The 23,954-nt window shown below is 45.2% G+C and carries 23 protein-coding genes and 1 tRNA gene; 14 read left to right on the top strand and 10 right to left on the bottom strand.

The features are described from left to right. Positions 1 to 434: 434 nt before the first annotated feature. From QUB37_RS16490 to QUB37_RS16475, 4 genes are all read right to left on the bottom strand, one after another. On the bottom strand, positions 435 to 1,211 hold the full coding sequence (locus QUB37_RS16490) for an RNA methyltransferase (RefSeq protein WP_333163814.1): 777 nt from the start codon (positions 1,209 to 1,211) through the stop codon (positions 435 to 437). A 73-nt stretch (positions 1,212 to 1,284) separates the two neighbouring features. Continuing rightward, positions 1,285 to 1,366, bottom strand: a tRNA-Leu gene (locus QUB37_RS16485). A 274-nt stretch (positions 1,367 to 1,640) separates the two neighbouring features. Further along, positions 1,641 to 2,729 carry an alanine dehydrogenase gene (gene ald, locus QUB37_RS16480; RefSeq protein ID WP_333163811.1) on the bottom strand — a complete coding sequence of 363 codons (1,089 nt, stop codon included), beginning with the start codon at positions 2,727 to 2,729 and terminating at the stop codon, positions 1,641 to 1,643. A gap of 103 nt (positions 2,730 to 2,832) precedes the next feature. Continuing rightward, a complete protein-coding gene (locus QUB37_RS16475) occupies positions 2,833 to 3,678 on the bottom strand; it encodes a class I SAM-dependent methyltransferase (RefSeq protein ID WP_333163808.1) in 846 nt (281 codons plus the stop codon). 439 nt (positions 3,679 to 4,117) lie between these two features. Between QUB37_RS16475 and QUB37_RS16470 the strand changes: the two genes are divergently transcribed. The 6 genes from QUB37_RS16470 (at position 4,118) to QUB37_RS16445 (ending at position 9,205) form a co-directional block, all read left to right on the top strand. Continuing rightward, positions 4,118 to 5,656, top strand: coding sequence for a DEAD/DEAH box helicase family protein (locus tag QUB37_RS16470; RefSeq protein ID WP_333163805.1), 1,539 nt, complete (start codon positions 4,118 to 4,120; stop codon positions 5,654 to 5,656). A gap of 320 nt (positions 5,657 to 5,976) precedes the next feature. Beyond that, positions 5,977 to 6,438, top strand: a complete 462-nt coding sequence (locus QUB37_RS16465) for a DUF3598 family protein (protein WP_333163803.1) — start codon at positions 5,977 to 5,979, stop codon at positions 6,436 to 6,438. Positions 6,439 to 6,453: 15 nt separating this feature from the next. Further along, entirely contained in the window at positions 6,454 to 7,671 is a 1,218-nt protein-coding gene (locus QUB37_RS16460) for a DUF790 family protein (RefSeq protein ID WP_333163801.1), read from the top strand. Positions 7,672 to 7,849: 178 nt separating this feature from the next. After that, positions 7,850 to 8,569 (top strand): DUF2786 domain-containing protein, encoded by a 720-nt coding sequence (locus QUB37_RS16455; RefSeq protein ID WP_333163798.1) that lies wholly within the window; start codon positions 7,850 to 7,852, stop codon positions 8,567 to 8,569. 70 nt (positions 8,570 to 8,639) lie between these two features. Further along, positions 8,640 to 8,873, top strand: a complete 234-nt coding sequence (locus QUB37_RS16450) for a DUF433 domain-containing protein (protein ID WP_015174497.1) — start codon at positions 8,640 to 8,642, stop codon at positions 8,871 to 8,873. Next, on the top strand, positions 8,870 to 9,205 hold the full coding sequence (locus QUB37_RS16445; protein ID WP_333163795.1) for a DUF5615 family PIN-like protein: 336 nt from the start codon (positions 8,870 to 8,872) through the stop codon (positions 9,203 to 9,205). Before QUB37_RS16450 ends, QUB37_RS16445 begins: the two co-directional genes overlap by 4 nt. Positions 9,206 to 9,274: 69 nt before the next feature. On the opposite strand, the gene QUB37_RS16440 is transcribed toward QUB37_RS16445, so the two are convergent. Then, positions 9,275 to 11,119 (bottom strand): tetratricopeptide repeat protein, encoded by a 1,845-nt coding sequence (locus tag QUB37_RS16440; RefSeq protein WP_333163792.1) that lies wholly within the window; start codon positions 11,117 to 11,119, stop codon positions 9,275 to 9,277. After that, positions 11,109 to 12,509 (bottom strand): ATP-binding protein, encoded by a 1,401-nt coding sequence (locus QUB37_RS16435; RefSeq protein ID WP_333163790.1) that lies wholly within the window; start codon positions 12,507 to 12,509, stop codon positions 11,109 to 11,111. The genes QUB37_RS16440 and QUB37_RS16435 overlap by 11 nt, the downstream gene beginning before the upstream one ends. 216 nt (positions 12,510 to 12,725) lie before the next feature. Here QUB37_RS16435 and QUB37_RS16430 point away from each other — a divergent pair, with 216 nt between their 5' ends. Further along, positions 12,726 to 13,043 carry a hypothetical protein gene (locus QUB37_RS16430; RefSeq protein WP_333163788.1) on the top strand — a complete coding sequence of 106 codons (318 nt, stop codon included), beginning with the start codon at positions 12,726 to 12,728 and terminating at the stop codon, positions 13,041 to 13,043. A gap of 150 nt (positions 13,044 to 13,193) precedes the next feature. Here QUB37_RS16430 and QUB37_RS16425 read toward each other — a convergent pair whose 3' ends face one another. The 4 genes from QUB37_RS16425 to QUB37_RS16410 form a co-directional block, all read right to left on the bottom strand. Continuing rightward, complete coding sequence (locus QUB37_RS16425) at positions 13,194 to 13,754, bottom strand: Uma2 family endonuclease (protein WP_333163784.1); 561 nt, start codon at positions 13,752 to 13,754, stop codon at positions 13,194 to 13,196. A 229-nt stretch (positions 13,755 to 13,983) separates the two neighbouring features. Next, the gene (locus QUB37_RS16420) at positions 13,984 to 14,700 is read right to left on the bottom strand and encodes a GUN4 N-terminal ARM-like repeat domain-containing protein (RefSeq protein WP_333163782.1); all 717 of its coding nucleotides are present in this window, start codon (positions 14,698 to 14,700) and stop codon (positions 13,984 to 13,986) included. 233 nt (positions 14,701 to 14,933) lie between these two features. Then, on the bottom strand, positions 14,934 to 15,506 hold the full coding sequence (locus QUB37_RS16415) for a hypothetical protein (RefSeq protein WP_333163780.1): 573 nt from the start codon (positions 15,504 to 15,506) through the stop codon (positions 14,934 to 14,936). Positions 15,507 to 15,795: 289 nt separating this feature from the next. Further along, positions 15,796 to 15,999: a hypothetical protein gene (locus QUB37_RS16410; protein WP_333163777.1), complete on the bottom strand. Its 204-nt coding sequence runs from the start codon at positions 15,997 to 15,999 to the stop codon at positions 15,796 to 15,798. A gap of 1,075 nt (positions 16,000 to 17,074) precedes the next feature. On the opposite strand from QUB37_RS16410, the gene QUB37_RS16405 reads away from it, so the two are divergent. From QUB37_RS16405 to aroF, 7 genes are all read left to right on the top strand, one after another. Further along, a complete protein-coding gene (locus QUB37_RS16405) occupies positions 17,075 to 19,711 on the top strand; it encodes an AAA-like domain-containing protein (protein ID WP_333163775.1) in 2,637 nt (878 codons plus the stop codon). Between the two features lie 72 nt (positions 19,712 to 19,783). After that, positions 19,784 to 20,038, top strand: a complete 255-nt coding sequence (locus QUB37_RS16400; RefSeq protein WP_333163773.1) for a type II toxin-antitoxin system RelN family antitoxin — start codon at positions 19,784 to 19,786, stop codon at positions 20,036 to 20,038. Further along, positions 20,028 to 20,393 carry a type II toxin-antitoxin system RelE/ParE family toxin gene (locus tag QUB37_RS16395; protein ID WP_333163771.1) on the top strand — a complete coding sequence of 122 codons (366 nt, stop codon included), beginning with the start codon at positions 20,028 to 20,030 and terminating at the stop codon, positions 20,391 to 20,393. Before QUB37_RS16400 ends, QUB37_RS16395 begins: the two co-directional genes overlap by 11 nt. Positions 20,394 to 20,414: 21 nt before the next feature. Beyond that, a complete protein-coding gene (ruvA, locus tag QUB37_RS16390) occupies positions 20,415 to 21,038 on the top strand; it encodes a Holliday junction branch migration protein RuvA (RefSeq protein WP_333163769.1) in 624 nt (207 codons plus the stop codon). A 150-nt stretch (positions 21,039 to 21,188) separates the two neighbouring features. After that, positions 21,189 to 21,458: a 30S ribosomal protein S15 gene (gene rpsO / locus QUB37_RS16385; RefSeq protein WP_006633863.1), complete on the top strand. Its 270-nt coding sequence runs from the start codon at positions 21,189 to 21,191 to the stop codon at positions 21,456 to 21,458. Positions 21,459 to 21,553: 95 nt separating this feature from the next. After that, positions 21,554 to 22,027, top strand: a complete 474-nt coding sequence (locus tag QUB37_RS16380; protein ID WP_333163767.1) for a PAM68 family protein — start codon at positions 21,554 to 21,556, stop codon at positions 22,025 to 22,027. Positions 22,028 to 22,232: 205 nt separating this feature from the next. Further along, entirely contained in the window at positions 22,233 to 23,294 is a 1,062-nt protein-coding gene (gene aroF / locus QUB37_RS16375; protein ID WP_333163763.1) for a 3-deoxy-7-phosphoheptulonate synthase, read from the top strand. Positions 23,295 to 23,954 lie beyond the last annotated feature (660 nt).

Here is a 23,954-nt window from a genome sequence, read left to right as displayed (position 1 = left end):
TCAATATAAACAAAATCGGCCAAATCTCAGAGGGGGAGAGGGGCACAGGGGCACAGGGGGATATGGGGAGGGAACACTGTTGGCACAGCGCAAGTGAAAAATACCAAGTGAAAAATACAATTTAAAGACCCGGCAGCTTCTGTTGGCGATCGCACTCCGACCCCAGCAACCGGGCTTTTAACGGAATCTGCGAGCTGTAACGAGGTATTTTGGTTAAAAAACCCGATTTCAGGCCACCCGTCTGTCCAAGGGTATAAATGTGAAGTTACAGGTATTGATGAACCCGCCCTACAGATAAGGATTAATTAATAATTAAATAAGAGATTTGAATAGCAGACATTCGCTCTCCTATCTGGAAATGAATCTGCGTTGCATCTGCGTTGCATCTGCGGTTTCCCTATGAATCAAAAATTTATGCAATAAGTCTAATCAGTCTAATCAGTTCTTTGCCGTTGAGCTTCGTACAAGATGAGGGCTGCAGCGATCGACACATTTAAAGATTCTACGCCGCGACTCAGGGGAATTTGGATTTGTTGATCGGCCAAACTCCTCAATTCTTCCGACAAACCAGAGCCTTCGTTGCCCAAAACTATCAGAGTCGGCACTCGCAAATCTACTTCCCAATAACTTAAACTGGCCCCGGCGACGGTTGCTAAAATTTGCATTCCTCGATTTTTATACGCGGAGACTTCGGCGGTTAAATCTGGACTGACTGCCATTGGCAGCTTAAACCAAGCTCCTGCCGAGGCGCGCAGCACTTTGGGATGGTCTAAATCGGCGCTGTCTGCGCTCAGCAGCAAACCGTCGGCATTAGCAGCCGCAGCCGTGCGGACGATCGCCCCCAAGTTACCTGGATCTTGGATTGTTTCTAGGGCTATTCCTAAAGTTGACAATTTTGCGGGCTCTGTTGCGGTGCGGGGTGCGGTGGCGACAATGCCGTCGGGTTGGACTGTAGTGGCGATCGACTCTAACACCTTTGCACTTACTAATTCTGTGCGATCGGCTAAATTACCAACTTGCTCCCAAAGTTCCCCGTGCTGATCCAGCCATTCGGGAGTGCAGCAAACCGTTGCTAGCGGGTATTTGGCGGCGCAAGCTTCTTCGAGCAAGTGCGTCCCTTCGAGTAAAAATAATTGTTGTTCCCTGCGTCCCTTCGAGCTGTGGAGCTTGCGGATTTCTTTAACTAGGGGGTTTTGAATACTTGTCAGCATTGTTTAATTCAGCAGAGCGAATGGGGTTATTGCCTGTATCGGGTTAACCCCAAACTTCCTTCTGCCTTTGGAATGCGGAACCCGGGACTTGAACCCGGAAGGCTTGCACCACATGAACCTGAATCATGCGCGTCTACCAATTCCGCCAGTTCCGCATCGGTCACGAATTACTACATTGCCATATGTTCGCCAGTTTGTCAAGTGTTTTGAGGAATTTATTTTTTCTGGGCTGCGAGTAATATTTGGCACAAATTACTGTTCGGGTTGAGAAATGCTTTAGTTTCGAGGATTTACTGTTAGCCAAACATCGCAAAACGCTGTGTAGTTGAGTACGGTGCATCAGATCGTGTCCGGTTATTAATAATCCACAAGATAATCCACAAGCTTTGATCTGACGCACCCTACAGGATTTGCTGAAAAAATGGGAATCTAATCAGCCAAATCGGGGAAAACCTCGCGCACGGCCGGGTGCACCAATCGGTGATTCTGCACGTTCAATCCCTTCGCCAAACTCGGATTCATTTCCAAAGCTTTAATCCCGTTATTTGCCAACTGCAAAACATAAGGCAAAGTGCTGTTATTCAAAGCTTGAGTCGCAGTCCAAGGCACGGCACCGGGCATATTCGGTACGCCGTAATGCACAACTCCTTCCTCAACATAAGTAGGATTTGTGTGAGAAGTTGCCCGCAAAGTTTCCACGCAGCCGCCTTGGTCAACGGCTACGTCAACAATCACAGAACCGGGGTGCATCTTCGCAACAAGTTGGCGAGAAACCAGCACTGGAGCTTTTTTACCTAAGACCAAAACCGCACCGATTAACAAATCAGTATCGGGAATAACTGCTTCTATTTGCAAAGGACTGCTGTAGAGGTATTCTACTCGGGAACCGAACAGAGTTTCTAAATAGGCTAGGCGATCGACATTTACGTCTAATATCTGCACTCTCGCGCCCATTCCTACAGCAATTCGGGCTGCTTCTGTGCCGACAATTCCGCCGCCCAAAATCACAACTTTACCCGGTCTTACCCCCGGTACGCCGCCCAAAAGCACTCCTCTACCACCTTGCTGTCGTTCCAGAAACCGAGCTCCGAACTGCACGGACAAACGCCCTGCAATAATGCTCATCGGCGTTAGCAGTGGCAATTTTCTGTCCGGGAGTTCGACGGTTTCGTAGGCGATAGCCTGGACTCCGCTGCTGATTAAATGCTCCGTTAATGTGCGATCGGCCGCCAAGTGCAAATATGTAAACAGCAACTGCTCTTTTTGAATCAGCGGATACTCAGCAGGCAGCGGTTCTTTAACTTTAACAATTAGTTCGCGCTTCCAGACATCGGAAGCCTTTAAAACAATCTTAGCCCCTGCTTCAACGTAGTCCTCGTCCGCAAAACCGGCCCCAGCACCAGCATTCGTTTCCACAAAAACTGTGTGGCCTTTGTCCGAACAAGCCCGGACACTTGTGGGGCTGAGCCCGACTCGAAACTCTAAATCCTTGATTTCCTTGGGGACGCCTATTTCCATCTATAACCTCTAATCTCAGGCATACGTAGATCGAATCTAACCTAAAAACCATCCCCAGCGGGACAATACCATTGTAGATTTTAGATTTGGCAATCCGGCTGGGCTAGGAGAATTTTTGTTGGATTTTCCGCCAGATCGATCGCAATTTCCCAAATTGATTGTTTTCCATCAAGTCGATCGTTTTTTTAGCTTGTTCCAACTGTAACTGTAGCTGTTGAATTTGATATTGGTAATTCTGCACTTCGGAATTCGCTTCCTCCAACGGAATTCGCAGTGCCGTTTCCCCAGTATTTTTCCTGATTGCAACATCGTGATAGCCTAGGGACTGAAAGGCAAAAAATACGATTTCCCAGTTATTCGCAATACAAAACTCATTGACTGCTTTCGCCACACCGTAAGGCATCACCTCGCATACCGACCAATTCGTGTAATCGTTAAAAACCATCATTCCTTCGGCTTTAACTTTAGTATAACCTTGCTGAATATCTTTGCAGACACCTTGATATTCGTGGTCGGCATCGATATATATCCACTCAAAATACTCGTCAGGAAAGCTCTTTAAAATTGTCGAAGAATCCCCTTCGTGAAGCTCTACTGTTCCATTTTCTATCCCTTCTTGAACTAGACTTTTTTCTTTTTTGCTGATTTCTGCTTTGAATAAATCAAAATTATAATCGATCAAATGCAGCTTTTTGGGCTTGGCAATAGCAAGAATTTTTTCCGCAAAGCGCCCGTATTGAGTTCCCACCTCAGCCACCACACTATTTTTAGGCAGATATTCCAATATCTTTAATCGACTTTCAACAAAGCGACAATTCTTAACGTGACAATCTTGAAGCATTGGGGCAGAAAGCAGGAATGGATTCTCATCCAAATTATTCCACTTCTCGTTATTCCAGTCCTTAGTCGCTTGTAAAAATTTTTTTTTGTATTGTACAAAATCAAACATATTATTCCGCTGATAGTTGAACTCGAAGCCGTGGGGAAAATATCTAATCAATACCAAGCATTGTGTAGTCAGTACCTACGTTTTTTTGTCAATTCATAAGCAATGACTAAAGTACCTACTACATTTTTTTGACATTTTTGACATGAGGGCAATTTGGTCTGCTACAAAAAATGCTAGGGTAATCCTATTTGATTTGTGAACGAGATTTTTTGTAGAGGAAACCCTGATGGTGTATAGAAGGAGAAAAGAAAGAAATATTGACTTTGACAAAAATTTTCAAAGGATTACTATTTAATTTTAAGTTAACCCTATTTTAGATTAAAATACATTAGGGTTTAATAGATGTGATTAAATAATAGCTGATAGAGACTCTGCTGTCAATATATTTGATCTGTCACTTATAATTTAACAGGCATAACTCGTCCCCTTATCTAAACAAATGCCACGGATACCTACCTTAACATTCGATCGCGGAACTCTATTGCTGCACCCGCCGCCCAAAGGCAGAGACTGGGTGGACTTTGCGACATGGGACGATCGCGTGGAAAAATACCGCATTCGGGCAATTCACTACCGCCCGCTGGTAGAATGCCTCCAGGCCGAGTGCATTCACTTCACGGACGAAGCTAGGGGATACGAACTACTCGAACTCGTACCCAGTGTGGAAATGCAGCCTTACCCACATCAAGAAGAGGCCCTCGCAGCTTGGCAAGAAGCAGGAAGCCAAGGAGTAGTCGTCCTCCCTACCGCTTCCGGCAAAACTTATCTGGCACAATTAGCCATGCAAGTCACTGGTCGCAGTACATTAATTGTAGTACCAACTCTTGATTTAATGCACCAGTGGTATGCTAATTTAAAAGCAGCTTTTCCCGACATCGAAATCGGATTGTTGGGCGGAGGTTCGCGAGACAAAACGCCAATTTTAGTGGCTACCTACGACAGTGCAAGTATTCATGCAGAAACCTTGGGCAATAAATACGGTTTGCTGGTTTTTGACGAATGCCACCATTTGCCAACGGATTTTTATCGAGTAATTTCCGAATATGCGATCGCGCCTTTTCGATTGGGACTGACAGCCACACCCGATCGCACAGATGGCCGCCACAGCGATTTACATTTCCTGGTTGGCCCGACAGTATTTAGCAAAAGACCCGAAGATTTGGCAGGCGATGCTTTAGCCGATCATAAAATAGTTCAAATTATGGTAAAACTGTCAACAGAAGAAACCCACCGCTACGCCGAATTAATCAACATTCGCAACGACTTCTTAAAACAGTCTAACATCAGAATATCCAGCCTCGAAGGTTGGAAACAGTTTATCATGGCAAGCGCGCGATCGCCCCTGGGACGGCGCGCCATGCTAGCCCACCGCCAAGCCAAAGAAATCGCCCTTTGTACCGAAGGGAAACTGCGAATCTTAGCCCAAATACTAGCAGAACACTCTCCCCAGCGCACCCTAATTTTCACCGGAGACAACGCCACAGTTTACCGAATTTCCCAAGAATTTCTCATCCCCACAATTACCCACCAAACCCCTGTCAAAGAACGCCACGAAATCCTCGATCGCTTTCGCAGCGGCGAATACAAAACCCTCGTCGCCTCCCACGTCCTCAACGAAGGAGTGGACGTTCCCGACGCCAGAATTGCTATCATATTGTCAGGAACCGGCAGCGAACGCGAATACATTCAGCGATTGGGTCGAGTTCTCCGCAAAAGCAGCGATGTAAATAAGTTAGCAATTCTCTACGAAGTCGTCACCGAAGACACCAGCGAAGAAAGAACTTCTCAGCGCCGCCGAGGAGGAATGCAGCCTCACAAACCCCAACCACAAACACAAATAGAACCGCCAAAGCCAGAATATCAGAAATTAGAAACTGTCAAACCGACACCCATTTACGGAGTCAACCGGGAGACAACCAAAAAAGCAGCAGAATCACCCGCAAAATGGGGAGAAGACAATGATGAAATTCCCTGGTAGTAAGCTTAGACTATTTCTGAACACTCTCTTTCTCTCTTTTCCCTTCGCGTTCTTCACGACGAAGAACATCCCAACGCCGCTGAGGAGGAATGCAGCCTCACCAACCACAACCACAAACACAAATAGAACCGCCACAGCCAGAATATTAAAAATTAGAAACTGTCAAACCGACACCCATTTACGGAGTCAACAGAGATGCGACTAAAAAAGCAGCCGAATCACCCGCAAAATGGGGTGAAAAAAATGATGATTCCAAGGAAGATTGAAGATTGCCCAATTAGTGTATAATCTCAATATTAACTAATTTACTTTACCTAAAAATGAGCGAAACTGCACAAATAACTAACTTTAAAGTCTTCCCCAAACATACTGGAGTTTGGGAGGGAAACTGGACAATACTCGATGCAGACTGCAAGGAAATGCAGAAGTTTACAGCAGTGTTAACCCAGAAAATTGTTGACAACCAGTGGAGGCAAACTAACGTTCAAACTTATGCCAATGGCAAGAGTGAAACCCAAAATTTTGTGGGTCATGTGGTAGGTGAAGGGCAAGTGCAAATTGAAAGTCCAGACTCGGTTTTTTCCAACTACAAGACACTAGCGACAGAAGTTGGAGAGAATTTGGTAATTTTTCAAATATGGGACAAAGCAACTGGCATTCTGAGGGCTGTTGAAACAATCAATCTTGTCAGTTCCGATCGGAGAATTCGGACTACCCAAAGCTTGACAGAAGAGGGAAAACTTAGGGGAGTTATGGTGATTGTTGAACAAAAAATTGAGTAAAAGTTTTCACTGCTTATGTTACCCACTGATTTATTAAGTCACCGCCAAAACGGAGAATCAATCGTCCCGCTACGCCTCAAGATAGATGCTAAAAACTTAGAAGCAGCTACCGAAACAATAAACTGCTTTCAAGAGTCGATCGGCAAAACCCAAGGCGAGCTCGACGGACGGTTGCTAGAGTTAGAAGGCGACAGCCCGGATTATCGGCTGAAACGGGGATTAGCGCACCTGCTGAAAGGCGGTTTCTGCACCTTGGAAGTCATCAGTCCCCTAGAACCCTCAGAGTTGAGACAGCGGGTTTTTGCCTTGTCCGCGCGATCGACTCCCAGCCCTCAATCCACCCAATTAACCCTGGAAAAAGTAGCAACTGAGCTCAGCCAAGACTTAAACAGAGAAGTTTTTCCTCACGAAATCACTACAGGTTTATACGCCGATTTAAACGAAAACAAAATCCTCACTGAGTTTAATGCACCAACTCCCGAAAACTTGCTTCACAAATACAATCTTTCTCAAGTTCAAGGCATATTTTACCGAGCAAGTCAAGTCCAATTAACCGCCCACCGCAACGATCCAGGAGAATACAAACTCTTATTTCGCTATCTGAAACTCTTTCAATTAATGACTTACATTGAAGGCGATGCCGACCACGGTTTTACACTGACAATAGACGGCCCTACAAGCTTATTTAAACCCAGCACCCGCTACGGCTTAGCCCTGGCGAAAATGCTGCCGGCACTGCTGCACGTCACCAAATGGAGTATGCACTCGACACTGCACACAAAAGATCCTTTTAGCGGCGTTTTGAAAACAGGTAAATTTACTCTAAATTCCGACTGCGGTTTAGTCAGCCACTATCCCCCTGGCAAGCCTTATGATAGTATGTTAGAAGCCGCATTTGCTGAAAGATGGAATTCCACAAAAACCGAGTGGCAACTAGAGCGAGAAGTTGATTTAATTCCGATTCCAGGTAGTGTGATGATTCCCGACTTTCGGTTAGTGCATCCGGACGGGCGAGTGTTTTTATTAGAAATAGTTGGCTATTGGCGGCCGGAGTATTTGCAAAAGAAATTTGCACAAGTACAGAAGTCTGAATGCGATCACTTGATTTTAGCTATTTCCGAACGGCTGAATTTAGAAAAAGCCGGGGTAAATGTAAATGACGTGCCAGCAAAAGTAGTCTGGTTTAAAGATAAATTGTTGCCCAAATCAGTCCTGGAAGTCCTCGAAGAGTAACCAATCCGCGCATCAGTTGCAAACATCTTTCTTTCTTCCTCTCTCTCTGCGCCCTCTGCGCCCTCTGCGGTTCAAAAAAATCCTCCTCAAAAAACCTCCCACATTCCCAGCTATACTAAAATAGGAATTCACCCAAATCCTTGCCACCGCATACTCTCACCCTAAAACCGATTGAAAAATGGCAGACACAAGTATTGTCGAAAGAATCAAAAAGCTGTTAGCCCTCGCCACCTCATCAAATGAAAACGAATCGACTGCTGCAGCCGAAAAAGCTTCCGTTTTACTGGCACAGTACAATCTCAGCCTCGCGGATTTAGGGCCAAATCACCAAGAAGAGATTGACGAAGACTCAGTTGAAACAACATCGAAATTTGTAACTTGGAAAATGATGCTGCTTTCAGGAATTGCCGACGCTAACGGTTGCAATGCCATGCGAAATACTTATAATGGCAGTATGTTTTTGGTGGGAACTTCTACAAACCTGATTGTTTGCAAACACCTGTACGAGTATTTGAGTTCTGCGATTGAAAAAAGGGCTAAATACCGCAAAGGAAACGGCAGGGGGTTGGCGTATCTGAATGCTTTTCGGGTTGGATGCGCGACAAGGTTGAGACAAAGATTGTTGGAACAAAAACAGGAGATGGAAAAGTCGGGGATTCCGGGTTCGGGGGATGCGGCGGCGACTCCAGGGATTGTAGTGCGATCGATGTTTGAGAAAAATCAACGGGCGATCGCGGATTATCTAGAGGGCCGAGGGGTTAAAATTAGAACGAGAACAGATTCTCAAGTCAGCAGCGCGGCGGGTTTTAATTCGGGGTATGAAGTGGGCGACAAAATTAGTTTGCACAAGCAAGTGCAGCCGCAAGGGGATATGAAGCAACTTAATGAATGTCTTTGAGTAGGAGGTGCGATCGTGAAAATCAGCTTCCTAGGTTAGAATTAAAAACAGAAACTAACAGAAGAGAGCCATGTCAGACCAAGATATCGCTAATATAATTACTATCGAGCCGGGTAAACGAGGTGGTAAACCTTGTATTCGAGGCATGAGAATTACAGTCTATGACGTGCTGGAATATCTTGCTTCTGGTATGACTTATCAAGAAATTCTAGATGATTTTCCCTATCTCACCCAACAGGATATTTTAGCTTGCTTGAGTTTCGCCGCTAAACGCGAACAGTTTATGTTAGTCGTTGGGTCATGAGACTACTTTTGTTTGACCAAAATCTCTCTCCTCGTCTTGTCGATCGCCTCGCAGATATCTACCCTGGTTCAGTTCATGTTGATGGGATTGGATTAGCTACTATACCAGATCGCGAGGTTTGGGATTATGCTCGTCAGCATGACTATATTATTGTTACCAAGGATGCGGATTTTAGTGAATTGAGTCTATTGTTAGGATTTCCCCCAAAGGTAATTTGGATACGTCGCGGAAATTGTTCAACAGGGAATATAGAGAGAATGCTAAGAGAAAACTATGGTGCGATCGCAGCTTTAAGTGAGACTCCTAATACGGCAATTCTCACTTTGTTTTAAGGGAAGTGAAAAAGCGTTGCTTATCGAGCGCTTACCACAGATACGTTACACCTTTTAGATACCGATACCTCACAGGTTATGTTTGCTCAGTAATTGTTCCTTCAGTTCCTGACAGTGTTTTGCTAGCGGGATGCCTAATTCTGTAGCGATGGATAAAGCGCGATCGCAATACTCAAGCGCTAGAGTGCGATCCCCCAACCTCAGATAAAGTTCTGCTTGGGTTGCTTGCACGATGGCTAAATGCTGCTGATTGTATGCGATCACTTTATTGTAGTCTTCCAAAGCACAGTAAACTTTACCTAAGTGAATTAAAGCATACCCCTCTTCTTGGCGATTTTGGAGTTCCTGCATAACGGCTAAAGACTCTTGAAGCAAATTAAGAGCTTGGGGATAATCTCCTATAGAGAAGTAAGCATTTCCTAAATTTCCTAGCGCTTTTCCCTCATCAAGGCGATTGCCACTTTCACGAAAAATGGTCAAACTCTGCTGGTGATACTTAATCCCTTGAAGATAGTTGCCTCGAAAACGACACGCATTTCCCAAATTTCCCAGTACAATTCCTTCACCGTTGCGATCGCCTATCTCTTGAGCAACTACCAAGGATTGCTGATAAAATTGAATTGCTTGTTCAATTTGTTCTAAATTAAAGTAAGCTAAGCCCAACTTACGTAAATAGGTAGTTTCACTCCAGCGATCGCCCATTTCTTGTGTAATTTCTAACCCTTGCTGATAAAACGGAGTTGCTTGGTTGTAATCTCCTAAATAACAATAAGCATCAGCGAGATTTGACACAGACATACTCTCGCCTCGCCGATCTCCTATCATCCGTTGAAGCTGCAACGATTGCTGATTGAACTGAATTGCCCGCTGGTATTCTCCCAAAAGGAGGTAAGCAACACCTAGATCCAAAAGTGAATCCGCTTCACCTTGGCGATCGCTTATCTCTCGTGTAATCTTCAGCCGCCTCTGATGAAGTTCAATTGCTTGTTGAACTTGCCCCAAACAGCGGTAAGCATTAGCCAAATTGCCTAAAGAATTTGCTTCACCCCAGCGATCCTCTCTTTCGCGTCTAATCTCTAAGGACTGCTGATGGCATTCAATCGCTTGCTGGTGCTGCCCCAATGAATTGTAAGCAGCTCCCAGATTCACAAGAGATATAGCTTCAAACGAGCGATCGCCACTCTCTCGCGCAATCTCCAATGCTTGTTCCAGTAGTAGAATTGCCTCCTGAATTTGCCTTAAAGAACGGTAAACGTTACCCAAAGCACATAAAGAATGAGCCTCACCTTGGCGATCGCCAATTTCTCGCGTAATTTCCAATGCTTGTTGATATAACTGAATCGCCTGTTGAACTTCTCCTAGACTGTAGCAAACATTGCCAATATTATGCAGAGAATCAGCCTCAAATGAACGCTCGCCAAGTTCCCTGTTAATCTCCCGTGCCTGTTTAAAAAATTCAAGAGCTTGTTGATGTTGCCCTAGTTGTTGATAAGCACCACCAATCTCAGTCAGGAAAGAACAATCAAGGCTTGGATCAATTTTATTTAAAAGGGCCTTATTTAATTCAATCACTTCACTATAATACCCCCAAAGGCGCAGTTGATTATGCAGTTCTGCTTTAGCGGGTGTATTAATTCTTATGTAGAAAATAGTACCTGCTGCTATCCATTCTTCTATTTCACAAAGATGATGAAAAGCCTCCAGATATCCCCGTACCTTTTCTAAGTGGGAAGCATCCGACTTAGGTTTGTAATTTGTGAGCCAGTTTATTGAGGCTCTGTAGTGAGTACGCTTCCAAAGTGGTTTAATAAATTTGACAGATGCTAAATTAACACTTAAAACAATTTTTTCTCCAGATGGTGTATCGCTAGCCAACACAACTGAGTTTTCAGGTGGTATAAAGTTACTCATCATTTTCGCCCAATTGCTTTAAGTGTTCAAGTGCTACGCTGCGAATTAAATTGTGCTGTCGCAAGTGTATCTCATCGTCAATTAATTCTTCTTCTACCAAAAAGCGATCGCGCAACGCATCCAACGCTAACTCTTGCTTCTGGTCATCGCAATCCCAATCTTCCAAATGACTCAGCCAAAACTCCTCCGGTACTGCACAGCGATACACAGAAGCTTCGCAAAGCAATCGATAGGCATTCACAATATCTTTTTTCAATCTCTCAAACGTCTTTTCCAGCCGGAATCGCACATTTTTTCGCAGTTCGCGAGTATATCGATCGAGTCGCCAGTCGTCATCTGCTGATGCGGTTATTCCTTTAGTCTTAGCTTCCTCAATTGCCTTCTCCACTTCTTCAATTTCCTGCCCGTATTTATTCCAATAACCCGCCACGTTACCATAAAAAGGCTTACTGCCAATTTCCCCAGCAATCACCCGCAAAGCCAATGGATGCCCTTCATAAGCAGCGCCGATTCGTTCTAAATAAGGTTTGTTTGGTGAATCTCTATCAACCTCTAGTCCAGTTTTCTCGAACAATTCTAACTGTTCTGATGCTGTCAGTCCCCTCAATTCTTGATAATCCCAGAAAATTTTATAACGGGCCGGAATTTGCTCTGGCAAATCCTGCGATGTTACGATGATACGACTTTGGGAAGATTCTACTGCCAAAAAAGTTTCAAAAAATTTTGCCCACAACTCATCCTGAAAACCATTCCAGCCTGTTTCTTCATTTCCTTTTAAAATCAGTTCCAGAGAATCTATCACCACCAAATACCGATTTTCTCGCAATCGCTTGACCAATCTATTCAACAACCGCTGTGTATCTTTGCGGTCATCTGGCGTAATCCGTTCTCCCCACTTTTCCAACCATCGAATCGCCACACTAGCAAAATCAGAAGCTTGCTGCTGGTTTTCAAAATTCTCCTGATGAAACTTACGACCGTCGTCTTGTAACTCCACCGCCAATCTTTCAGCTAAAGCCGTTTTACCAATTCCCGCGATGCCAAGCAGAATTAACAGGCGACACGAACCCTGAACCTTCTGGGCGAGTTGACTAATCAGGTCTTTTCGACCAACCCAAGCATCGTCACAAGCAAAAAACTCTGCTCTCGAATCTGTCTGAGACAATGGACTATCATCAACAATATCTTCCCAGTTATCCAATTCTACAGCCTTGCAAATATTGACAAAAACCTCCTGCCCAATAGCCTTCCCCTCCCAAAACCGCTTTAAAGTCGATAGTGAAGTTTGGGCATCTCCGCACAAGCGAGAAGCTTGTTTGTTCAAGCCTTTCTTTCGCCTTGCCCGATCGACTATTTCCAACCCAGATACAGATGCTCTTAGACTAGCTGCCATGCTGATTTTTTACCCTTCAGTAACCATATTTAACTTATAACATCTGCCAATTTGTGGCGCGGCTCAATTTTGGCTCACTTTTGGATACAGCGCCAGAGGTGCGTTGAAATTGAGCCGTCAAACCTTTGCTGTTCAAGGAATATAGAGATGGGAAGCAATTTAGCCAATCGCTCATTTCCCAGTTAAAACAATCACTTTTTTATCAGGAGTAAGACTATGCAAGCACCGAATTTCGTTCAACTGGAACTACCAGGCGTTTTACCTAAAAAAAACGACACCCTCAAACGAATAGAAGAAGCAATGCAAGGAATACTAGACCTAACATGGAAAACTGTGCTCCCTCACATATCAGCACGCAGCACTAAAGAACTGATGCGACAGCACGGTAAACTGATTGCTATCCATGATGGCGAAGCCCGGATTAAAGTCTCGTCAAAACCACTTTTGCTAATGGCAATTCAAAAACTTCCCGATGTTGAATCAGCTTTCAGAAAAGCTTTCGGCACTACAGTCAAAATCCGTCTCGAAGTGTAAGTGATATCGTTTCCGGTGACAACGTATTATTCAATGCTTTGCCCGCGTGCGGTGCGTGACAGTCAATAGTCCCACCGCCGCTCCTTCAAAGTTTTCCAGTTGTCACGCACCCTACGACTGATATCTTGCACAGAGTACGATTGCCCTCAATCAATCAATCAATTCCGCCTCTTCAAAAATCTGTCTAGTCGTCAACTCCAAATCAGGCAGCAACTCATCCACAATCGGTGTATTATCCGTATAAACTTGACTCAAACCATTCGTCAAAAAACTTTTAATTAAAATAGCTTCTGGATCGATTACCCACACTCGCGGAACTCCCGCCGCCAAATAATCTTTCGCCTTCTCTTCAAATTCCTTCATACTTTGCTCCGGCGATCTAATCTCAATCACCAGTTCAGGAATTGCGGGACAAGCTTCATTTCGCCGCCAACTTTTCGGCAGACGTTCATAAGAAATGTAGGTTAAATCGGGAACAGGTACCCAATCTTTATCCTGACGTTTTAACAAAATTGCCCATTCTGGAAGCACTCGCCCGCGTCCTTTACACCATACACGAATCAGGCGACACAAAGCTCCCTGTAAACTGGAATGAAAAAATTTTGGAGACACTTTAGGAACTGCTTCACCATCTACAAACTCACAATATACATCTCCGTCGGGCAAAGCTAGAAATTCTGCTAAAGTGAGTTTGGTTCCGATGCCTACCATGAATCCCAGCCCTCTCGCTAATTAACTCAAATATCAATTATACAAAATTTTCCAACATTCCTAGAAGTACGATCGCCCTTCTCCCTCTATGCCAAAAGTGGAACAGGCGTCCCGCCTGTGAATTTCTGTGAATTTCTGCGCCTCAAAAATCAAAATCCCAATTCCCCAAAAACAATAGCGGGGCCTGCCATCCAGCCCGCCCCACATTCTCCCAAAGCCCCAAAACCATTCACTTCACCCAGGCAGGATGAGCCATCAAAGCTGCAAACGGCTGCACTCCTCGCAACTGATTCGACAGCGGCAAATGACCCCTAGGCGCGCTCAAATCCCAGATAAACTCTTGCGGATACCGCGTCCAATTATTCCCTTTTTTCCAGCCAATTAGCGGCCACAATTTATCCCAATTCTTGCCCGAACTCAGCCAAATTTCCCGCTGCACTGAAAAGCCGAATTTGCCCTCAGAATGAACTTTCCACAGCGTATTAATTGTTTGTAAATCCGCCACCGGCAAACTCTCAACTTGCGTAAAATACAGCCACTTTCTCACGGAAGCTGTATCACCAGCCAATTCACAAAGCTTGTCTAAAGTCAAGCGATCGGCTTCTTGAAATTCCTGTAACGCCAATAATTGTTGTAGCGGAGTGTAATCAATGTTAGAGTCCGATCGCAGCGGCACAACCCCAGTCGGAAAATTCGCTTGCAAAAACTCCGCCACTCTCGGAGAACCAGCACTGTAAAGAATTTGGTAAGCTTTACCCATTACCGCAGTCGGTGCATCTGACTTGCGCTCTAATAAAAATTCCATCAATACATCCCAACCGGAATCTGCTATTTGTTGTTGCAGCAGTTGCAGTTGAGCTTTTTCCGAACCAGACCTCAACTGAGAGCGGAGTTCGGCTGTATCGGCCGCCGAGTCTAGAGGAGAAGTAGAAATCGAGTCAGTCATGAGAAACTATCAGCTATCAGCTATCAGCTATCAGCGATTAGCTGAAGCCCTGGTTTTCCCCCATTGTACAATGGTACTGACTCCGATTCACTTCTCTGTACTCGGATGCCTGCGTGCCACGCCCCCTAGTTGAGCCGATCGCCCCCACACTTATTCGCCCATGCCAGCAATCGCAAATAAGTCTACCATCTGAAATTTACGATCGATGCCATACCAAAGAGTTTTTCTTGAACCTAGTCGTCCACGATCGAAACCCATGCAGGGAAGGAAGGCGGAAAAAAGTTTATGTCATATTCCGACTCTTCCCACTCTTTGACCCAAAGCGGCACCGCGCCGGGGCTAGGAGTTGCAGAAAAGGTGCGTTCTTTGACTTCGATCGAGTGAAATAGCTGTTTTAAAGTATCTCCCCGATCCAAAGCTTCGCTGAGGATGTCGTCCAACTCAGGATCGACCCGTTTGACGCGGTTTTTGTCCTCCTCCAGCCACAGAAGTTTCAAAGACTTCAAATCTCTCGGACTGAGGATGCTCTTGTAGTACACGCGCTTAAGGGTCGCTACGGGTTCCAATGAGCGTTCGATCCGGCGAATTTGCTGAACTCGCAGGTAGTGCCATTCCGCTAAACGCTTGCGTTCCGAAGGCGGAAGGGTTCCCTTCCCTGCTGCGTGTTTGTAGTCGTATTTAATCAAACTGCAAGCCATATTGGCTAGCAGGTGAATCAACTGTTTTTCTTTGGGTGTCGCCTGACGCCGTTCCTGGGTTCTTGTCAATACGCGCTGTCTGCGGGTAGTTTCGAGAGTATTTTCCATTGGGTTTTTACGAGATGAAATACGATTGTGCCAGATCCGAATCCCGAACATCAGAAGGTAAGGAAGTTGATAGGCGGGGAAACTCCACCGACAGACTCGCCTTACCTATTTATTTTCCCATTCACCGTTCTCTGAAACTGATTCCCACCCCTGGGATTAGGTAGACTGATCTTGGGATCGAGTTTTAACCGCCTCGATTAGAGGCCGTTGCGACAACAAACACCACCACAACTAAAACCACAACCACAACCGCACTCCGGGGGAACCACACAAGAGCGCCAATTATTTCCTAGCCTTTACCGGTTTTTACCTCTTCTTTGTCCCCATCCTCATTCGTTCCAGTGTAGTTAAAGTCGGGACGACTCTCCCAAGCCGTCAAACTCCTGGCTGATGAAGGTTCTGTGGGGATGGCTGAAGCGCTGGCGCTGCCTGCCTGGAAAAAGCCAAAGCCAGCCGAGGCAATTACCCCTAATACTAAGATGCTGTTTTTCATGTTCGATGACCCTGATTTGCGTAGATTGACACTTTTTGGCTCACCCGATCTGTCAGAAATGGGTTGATGCAATAGCCCACTTGTCTTCTGATAAATCTGCCTGCCATAATCAATTCAGACAGGCACACCCGCTTGTGATCGGAAACGCCGGAAGTGACGTGTTACTAATGTCCACGATCATCCATCAACCCGAATTTTTTGGGTAGTGGAGCGAAAGCCATCAGGGCGTCGATCCAGCAGGGAGTTATGCCATCAGGGTGCTAATCCATCGGGTAGTTAAGCCATCAGGGCGCATCTTCTACAATTAGCCACAGACTTAACTTTTATAGTTGAGTAAGTGGTTAGCCTGGTACTGACAAAGCCTTTAAGAATTAAACTTTTTGTGGATGCATCCTGAAAAGTTTGTTCTGAGGAATCCCCGAACGCGAAAGCCCGGGGAAAGTCAGCAGCATGGAATTCCATGCAATCTAAGTCAACTAAAAAAACGCAGATTAACGATATCTCCCACTCAAGCAGTCCTCAGCAAAACGCTGGGGTTTTTTATTGGCAGCCATTGCTCGACCTTTTTCTCCGGCATCCGGCAGGCGGATCTGAAGGCAGAAGGTTGACGGCGCTGTGGTTAGGAGTTTCCCTGCCCACATCATACCACCGGGTGAATTTTAAAGTATTATTGTAAAAAAATGTGAAAAAAAGGGCGTTTTAGCGTTTTCAATCCGATCGAGTGAAAATTCATCTAATTATGTGAACGAGTGTAAAAAAGCAAGTACCCCACTACGATTCAGCCGATCGTAGGAGTTGGGGCGAACTCTTGCAAAGATACGGTAAAGATTGACAAGGAAAAAGCTGAGCTAGTAGACAATAGAGAAAGAGGAACAAAAATTTTCTACCATAGTAAGGCCGATTCAAAAAAAACAATGCAAATGCAACAGGCTAACTCCAAACCCTTATTGAATAAGTCATTGCCCAATCTAAAATCTAAAATCTAAAATCTAAAATGGTATCAGCGGGCAATAACTCCAATTTGTAACCTTTCGATCGCACAGCATAGGGGTGTAAAATCTTGATGAATTCCCAGATGACAGCAGAAGTCAACTCAACGTACCAATATCAAGTCGGAGGATATTTGCCTGCCGGTGCGCCCACCTATGTCAGGCGATCGGCCGACAGCGAACTCTACGAAGGACTCAAAGCCGGGGACTTCTGCTACGTGTTGAGTGCGCCGCAAATGGGAAAGTCGAGCCTGCTAGTGCAAACGGCCAAAAGGTTGCAAGCCGAAGGTACAGTTTTTGCCGCCATCAACTTGAGAAGCATCAGCAGCCCAGATATCTCCCCCCAAAAGTGGTATGGGGGAATCATGTACCGCATGGCAAGCAATTTACACATCACAAACAGGTTTGATGCCATCAAGTGGTGGAACGATCGCGAACTGCTATCGCCGGTGCAGCGATTGGAGATATTTATCGAAAAAGTTTTGCTCAAGTCACTTCAGCAAAATCTGGTAATTTTCCTAGATGACATTGAAAGCATCAGCAGCCTAAATTTCAGTACCAGCGATTTTTTTGCTTTGATCCGGGCTTGTTACTCCAAGCGGGCAGAGCAACCGGAATACGATCGCCTGACTTTTGCTGTTATGGGAGTAGCAGCCCCCTCAGAATTGATCCGAGATCCAAGATGCAACCCTTTTAATATTGGACGGCAGATTCATTTAAGTCGATTCCAACTGCACGAAAGTTCGCCGCTAGCAAAAGGATTAGCCCTCAAAGCTTTTCGCCCCCAAAAAGTTCTCCAAGAAATATTGGCTTGGACGGGCGGCCAACCGTTTCTAACTCAAAAAGTTTGCCACTTGGTACTTGAATACGGGCCTTTTATTGGCAGAAATTCTGAAGCTCAGCAGGTTGAAAAACTGGTCAAACACAGAATTATTAAAAATTGGGAAGAAGAAGACGAACCCCAACATTTGATACCAATACGCGATCGCATTTTCCATAGCCACTGCGACCTCACGCGGCTGTTAACCCTGTACCAGCAAGCTTTGCAACAGATCAAGGCAACAAAACCGGGGGAATCGCAGGGACTACCAGCAGATTACTCTGCCGAAAAAATCGAATTGCAACTGTCAGGACTGGTTGTTAAATCTCACGGTAAATTAATAGTTTCCAACCTAATTTATCAGTCAGTTTTTAATCAATTTTGGGTACAAAAAGAGCTGGGAAAATTGGCTCCGTACCGCTTGGCGCTAGCAGCATGGCTGGCTTCAGACCGCGAAGATGACTCGCTTTTATTGACAGGGGAAAGTTTGCAGTCAGCTTTGGATTGGGCTGCGGACAAACAATTAAGCCAAGAACACTATTGGTTCTTGAATCCCGATCGAACTTTTGAGGAAAAACCGACAGTCGTTGTCGCACCAGTTGCAGACAGCAGCCTAGACACCGATGCAGACAGCAGCATCCTTACCCCACCCTCAGAGAGTGTTCCAACTGGCAGCAACGAACAGAGATTGTACGATCACATCGTCTCCTGCGTGGAAACAGAATCCCCCGCACAGGTGATTGAGCGGTTCCGAAAGCTATTTATCGACGGCATGGGCTATCCCGATCGAGAGATTGAAGCAAGTTTGTATAGTATAGTCTCCGTCAAGCGATTGGATCAGGACTTTAAATATCTCCTCCACCGCTGCTGCTACATCCCGATCAACCGATGGCAACTGCATTCTCAAAACCAATTCGCGATCGCCAAGTTGGTAGCTTTATTTAAGCATACCTCTCCCCGATTCGGGATGGAATTTTACATAGTCAAGCGCTTACAAGAACAAATAAAATTCTTTACTAAAAGTGAAGAATTCCAGACCATAGAGCGCTTAGTAAAAGCCTTAGATAGAGAGGCGGAACAGCAGAAACAAGATACAGATTCTCCTTTGGGCGAATTGATCTGTCGGTATCCTTATTTGTACGGCTATTCTCTACTGAGCAAGGACAGCATTGAGGAAGACCAACAAACCATCAAACAACTGGCTTTTCAAAGACAGCGACAATTTGAAACACATTTGTCTCAATATTTGAATTATTTGGTTGAGCCGAGAAATACAGAAATAGGCATTGTGCAGCGGGCGGCTAATCCCACACTTTTGAACGATGCAGAACTGCACTTAGCGGTCAGGGAATTTGCAGGAAAAGTAGCAGGCGATCGCAGCTACAAAGAAGCAGCTCAATTTTTCCTGAGAGATTCCCGACAAACTCCATCTTACGCCTCATTTAAAGTGGATTTATATGAATATTTAATATCCTCGGTTGAACCAGAATACGGCGGGCGTCAATTTAATGACCGTTTGTACAAACAAATCAAAAATACATTGCGAGAAAATGACTCTGTGAAATTCAATAATCCCTTATTAGTTCGTACTTGCCACCAGTTGTTCAACTTCTTAGTAGTGGAAAATTCCCAACATCCCAGCCACTACGTTTTTTACGATTTAGTGTACAACCTCGGCGCCAGCAGGACAATGGGTTTACTGATGAAACTTGTACTGCTTTCGGGCAAAGTCAAACCAGAGTTGGAAAAGCGATTTTCTATTTTGTTCAATCACTATGAAGGTAAAGCTTCTAATGAAATTATGTGGTTTGTCAAATCGTTGGAAAATTTCAATGTGGCTTTGGTTGTGAATTTTGGTAAGACGGATTTGTCTTTGGTTAAAGAGCATCTTATTTTGACTTGAGAATAACAAAATCGCTCGAACTCGAACAGAGTTATATAATATTATTAATTTAAAAAAATCCCGGAGAAACAAATGAAAGCCTTTGAAGTCACAGGAACGATCGACGAAAAAGGTCAATTAATTCTCGATCGACCTTTAACACTAGACACTCCGGGCCCCGTGCGAATTATCGTCCTCTTTCAGGAATCTACAGATGAAGGTGAAGACGACCCCGACGATACTCCAGTGGCAGAAGTGAAAGCTAGTCTCAAAAGGGCATTCCAGGAAGCTAAAACCCGACAGCGAATACCTCTTTCTCAAATGTGGGAGGGCATCGATGTCGAATGAACCAGATCATCTAGTTCAAATCGATTTAACGCCTGAGTATAAGCGAAATTTGCGTGAATTATCCAAAAAGTATCGACAAATCCGGCTAGATACTCAGCCCGTAATTGAACAAATACAGGCTGGCAATTTTATTGGCGATCGCATTCCCGGAATCGGCGAAGATTATATCATCTTAAAAGTCCGAGTGAAAAACAGCAACATCCAAAAAGGGAAAAGTGCAGGGGATCGCATGATTTATCAGATTGAATCGCCCGTCAGCGTACTTTTGTTAACCATTTACTCAAAATCAGATGGGACAGATATTAGTCTCAACGAAATCCGCAACATCATCGCCGAGTTTGATGAAAACGAATAGCGGTGTATTATTATTAATTTTATGATTAGCTATCTCAAAGGCACAGTAGCCGATATCGCCAAAGGCAGCAACCGCGTCATATTGACTCTCGAAGTCAATCAAATCGGCTATGAAATCCAAATTTTGCCCCGCGTGACCGGTCAATTGCCAGCATCCGGCGAAGTCGCCCAAATTTTTACCCACCAGCAAGTTAAGGAAGACCAAATCGTATTGTACGGTTTTGGCAGCGCGGCAGAACGCGATTTGTTTCGGCAGTTGACGAGTGTTAGCGGTGTTGGAGCTCAACTGGCGATCGCACTTCTCGATACTTTAGGATTGCAAGATTTAGTCCAGGCGATCGTCGGCGGTAACACCCGCATTTTATCCAAAACCCCAGGCGTGGGTACAAAAACCGCAGAACGTCTCGCCCTGGAACTCAAAAGCAAACTCTCGGAATGGCGACAGCAAGCAGGTTTGACAACTTCAGTCGCCGCCGGAGTCCCCCCAGCTATTCAAGAAGAAGTCGAGATGATCCTGCTGGCGATGGGATACACTGGGGCGGAAGTCTTGCAAGCGCTGCAAACCCTCAGTCAAGACAGCACTTTGTCCGCCAAAGGTAATGCGGATGATTGGATACGTGAGGCGATCGCCTATTTGAGCCGATAATCGCCTACCACATCCCGAAACCGGGAATAAAAACCAAAATTCGGCCGGCCCAACAAACCTATCCTTGGCAAAAATTTTATCGTTTTTATGCTTCCCCTGTGATAACATTGGAGATTGTGACAATCGTACAAAAAAAACTAAAATCAATTCATGGCTCTTACACAACAGCGCAAACAAGAAATCATGGGCGACTTCCAAACCCATGAAACCGATACCGGTTCAGCAGATGTCCAAGTCGCCATGCTGACAGATCGCATCACCAAACTCAGCGCCCACCTGAAAATCAACCAAAAAGACTTCGCCTCCCGGCGCGGTTTGATGATGATGATCAGCCGCCGCAAGCGCCTGCTGGCATACATCCAAAAGCAAAATGTCGATCGCTACAAAGCATTGATTGCCCGTCTAGGCATTCGCGGCTAAACACCACAGCCAAAATTTGCGACAATATTCTTTAATCTTGGACAAACACCAAGACTTATTGAAAAATGTTCGAGATTTCAGGTTAGAGATAAAATATGTCCTCCGAACCACCCCGCAAGCGCTTGCCCTTTGAACCGGCAACAAATCGTAAAAAAACGCCTAAAAAGCCCCCAGAACCCCAAGCAAGCGTAGCCTTAGAGTCGGATTCTCCCGACAAGCAGCCGAAAGCTAACAAAACCGGAAAAGAGTCGCAATCCATCCCAGAAGTAGTCAGCCAACGCATGATATCTCGCATAGCGGTATTCTGCGGCATACCGACAATCCTGGGAATTTGCACATTTTTTGTAAGCTATTTGGTAGTCAGCAAAGGCTTGTTCGATCTGCCCAACACAGCAGTATTGCTGGTAAGCATGGGCTGTTTTGGTCTAGGCGTTCTGGGATTAAGCTACGGAGTCCTCTCGGCTTCCTGGGATGAAGAAGTTTCAGGAAGCACTCTGGGGTGGGAAGAATTTAATACCAATTTTGGACGGATGCGAGAAGCGTGGCGCGCCGCGAAGCCAAAAAGTTAGTCATTAGTCATTAGTTATTAGTCATTAGCTAAAAACTAAGCTGTTAACCATCTAGAGTTTGTCTTTGGGGAGTGAATAAGAACTCGCCCCACAACAATGCTAATAAAACTGATATAAATAGATTCTCGATCGCCATTGCATCTATTTTTCTCAGTGCATCAGAGTCATCATCCGTTTCTAGCCCAACTAAAAAGGCAAAAAAAATATGATTATTGTAATGAAAGCCGGCACTCCAGAAGCCGAGATCGATAGACTAGACGAAGACCTCCGCACTAACTGGGGTTTGGTACCCGAAAAAATCGTCGGCCGTTACAAAGTTGTTATGGGTTTGGTAGGCGACACCGCCGAGCTCGAACCTATGCAACTGCGCGAAATGAGCACCTGGATTGAAGAAGTGCTGCGCGTCGAAAAACCCTACAAACGCGCTTCTCTGGAGTACCGCCAAGGAGAAGCCAGCACAGTAGAAGTTGCTACTCCTTTAGGAACTGTGATGATCGGCTTGCATCACCCGATCGCGATCGTAGCAGGCCCTTGCTCGGTCGAAAACGAAGAAATGATTGTGGAAACGGCAATGCGCGTCAAAGCTGCTGGAGCTCATTTTCTCCGTGGTGGCGCGTACAAACCGAGAACTTCCCCCTACGCTTTCCAAGGCCACGGCGAGAGTGCTTTGGGATTGCTAGCGGCGGCCCGGGAAGCTAGCGGTTTGGGAATTATCACGGAAGTTATGGATGCGGCGGACTTAAGTGCGATCGTAGAAGTAGCCGACGTAATCCAAGTCGGGGCGAGAAATATGCAGAATTTCTCACTGTTGAAGAAAGTCGGAGCTCAAGACAAACCGATTTTGCTGAAGCGCGGCATCTCCGCCACCATTGAAGAATGGTTGATGGCTGCTGAGTATATCATGGCTTCTGGCAATCCGAACGTGATTTTATGCGAGCGCGGAATTCGCGGGTATGACAGGCAATATACACGCAATACCCTAGATTTGTCGGCAGTACCAGTATTGCGAACTCTGACTCACTTACCGGTGATGGTTGACCCCAGTCACGGCACTGGTTGGGCGCAGTTTGTACCGTCAATGGCGTTTGCTTCGATCGCCTCTGGTACAGATTCGCTGATGATTGAAGTGCACCCAAATCCGAAAAAAGCTTTGTCTGACGGGCCGCAATCTTTAACACCGGATCAGTTCGACAAGTTGATGGAAGAATTGGCGGTGATTGGTAAAGTCATGGGACGTTGGCCGCAGCCCGTGCCAGTTTTGGCATAAAAACAGGCGCAAAGCCTAACCTAAAATGCGATCGCGGCACGGCTGTTTCATTCTCGTATCCGATCACCAACCAAAAGTAAAAGCGATCGCGCTATCTGATAAGATTTTCAGCGATCGCTTAACAGTCAATATACAGCACTTCCGGATGTTATAAGGTACGATAGAATCGACTAAAAATAATATACCAATGAAAGCATACTCAGTAGATTTGCGAGCCTTTCATAGTAGCAGCCCATAAGCGAGCAGAAGCTGTCGATCAGAAAAACAGCAGAAATATTTGCCTGCAGTAAAATCTTAGTTCAAAAACTTGTCAAGCAACAAAAAATCGAGGGGAATTTACAGCCTAAACCCAGGGGGAAACCCATATTAACTCAATAGTCCGGACAATTTTTATAGAGTCCAATGGCTTATTCTCGGTTGACTTTAAGCCACTATGGATAATTAAATCAATGTCAGCTCCACCCGGCTCGTTGCATTTAATTGGACTTTATTTAGGGTTTGCTGAATAATCGATCGCTTTCCCAAGAGCAAGAGCGATCGATCTAAGTAGTCAAACAAAATTAATTACATAAACAACTAATATGATATATAGCCTTTCTCAAAAAGGTGAGGTACGAATTTTGACCTGGAAAGCTTGACAATACAGGGTTTCTGTATACC

The organism is Microcoleus sp. AT3-A2 (genome assembly GCF_036705685.1).
In the GTDB taxonomy this organism is placed as follows: Bacteria; Cyanobacteriota; Cyanobacteriia; order Cyanobacteriales; family Microcoleaceae; genus Microcoleus.
Note: the sequence above shows the minus strand (reverse complement) of the source record. Positions and strands in the feature narration are given on the sequence as shown.

Bases quoted from the DNA above. Each gene is read 5' to 3' on its own strand.
- QUB37_RS16490 (WP_333163814.1), bottom strand. From the start codon at position 1,211: ATGCTGACAAGTATTCAAAACCCCCTAGTTAAAGAAATCCGCAAGCTC.
- ald (WP_333163811.1), bottom strand. From the start codon at position 2,729: ATGGAAATAGGCGTCCCCAAGGAAATCAAGGATTTAGAGTTTCGAGTC.
- QUB37_RS16475 (WP_333163808.1), bottom strand. From the start codon at position 3,678: ATGTTTGATTTTGTACAATACAAAAAAAAATTTTTACAAGCGACTAAG.
- QUB37_RS16470 (WP_333163805.1), top strand. From the start codon at position 4,118: ATGCCACGGATACCTACCTTAACATTCGATCGCGGAACTCTATTGCTG.
- QUB37_RS16465 (WP_333163803.1), top strand. From the start codon at position 5,977: ATGAGCGAAACTGCACAAATAACTAACTTTAAAGTCTTCCCCAAACAT.
- QUB37_RS16460 (WP_333163801.1), top strand. From the start codon at position 6,454: ATGTTACCCACTGATTTATTAAGTCACCGCCAAAACGGAGAATCAATC.
- QUB37_RS16455 (WP_333163798.1), top strand. From the start codon at position 7,850: ATGGCAGACACAAGTATTGTCGAAAGAATCAAAAAGCTGTTAGCCCTC.
- QUB37_RS16450 (WP_015174497.1), top strand. From the start codon at position 8,640: ATGTCAGACCAAGATATCGCTAATATAATTACTATCGAGCCGGGTAAA.
- QUB37_RS16445 (WP_333163795.1), top strand. From the start codon at position 8,870: ATGAGACTACTTTTGTTTGACCAAAATCTCTCTCCTCGTCTTGTCGAT.
- QUB37_RS16440 (WP_333163792.1), bottom strand. From the start codon at position 11,119: ATGATGAGTAACTTTATACCACCTGAAAACTCAGTTGTGTTGGCTAGC.
- QUB37_RS16435 (WP_333163790.1), bottom strand. From the start codon at position 12,509: ATGGCAGCTAGTCTAAGAGCATCTGTATCTGGGTTGGAAATAGTCGAT.
- QUB37_RS16430 (WP_333163788.1), top strand. From the start codon at position 12,726: ATGCAAGCACCGAATTTCGTTCAACTGGAACTACCAGGCGTTTTACCT.
- QUB37_RS16425 (WP_333163784.1), bottom strand. From the start codon at position 13,754: ATGGTAGGCATCGGAACCAAACTCACTTTAGCAGAATTTCTAGCTTTG.
- QUB37_RS16420 (WP_333163782.1), bottom strand. From the start codon at position 14,700: ATGACTGACTCGATTTCTACTTCTCCTCTAGACTCGGCGGCCGATACA.
- QUB37_RS16415 (WP_333163780.1), bottom strand. From the start codon at position 15,506: ATGGAAAATACTCTCGAAACTACCCGCAGACAGCGCGTATTGACAAGA.
- QUB37_RS16410 (WP_333163777.1), bottom strand. From the start codon at position 15,999: ATGAAAAACAGCATCTTAGTATTAGGGGTAATTGCCTCGGCTGGCTTT.
- QUB37_RS16405 (WP_333163775.1), top strand. From the start codon at position 17,075: ATGACAGCAGAAGTCAACTCAACGTACCAATATCAAGTCGGAGGATAT.
- QUB37_RS16400 (WP_333163773.1), top strand. From the start codon at position 19,784: ATGAAAGCCTTTGAAGTCACAGGAACGATCGACGAAAAAGGTCAATTA.
- QUB37_RS16395 (WP_333163771.1), top strand. From the start codon at position 20,028: ATGTCGAATGAACCAGATCATCTAGTTCAAATCGATTTAACGCCTGAG.
- ruvA (WP_333163769.1), top strand. From the start codon at position 20,415: ATGATTAGCTATCTCAAAGGCACAGTAGCCGATATCGCCAAAGGCAGC.
- rpsO (WP_006633863.1), top strand. From the start codon at position 21,189: ATGGCTCTTACACAACAGCGCAAACAAGAAATCATGGGCGACTTCCAA.
- QUB37_RS16380 (WP_333163767.1), top strand. From the start codon at position 21,554: ATGTCCTCCGAACCACCCCGCAAGCGCTTGCCCTTTGAACCGGCAACA.
- aroF (WP_333163763.1), top strand. From the start codon at position 22,233: ATGATTATTGTAATGAAAGCCGGCACTCCAGAAGCCGAGATCGATAGA.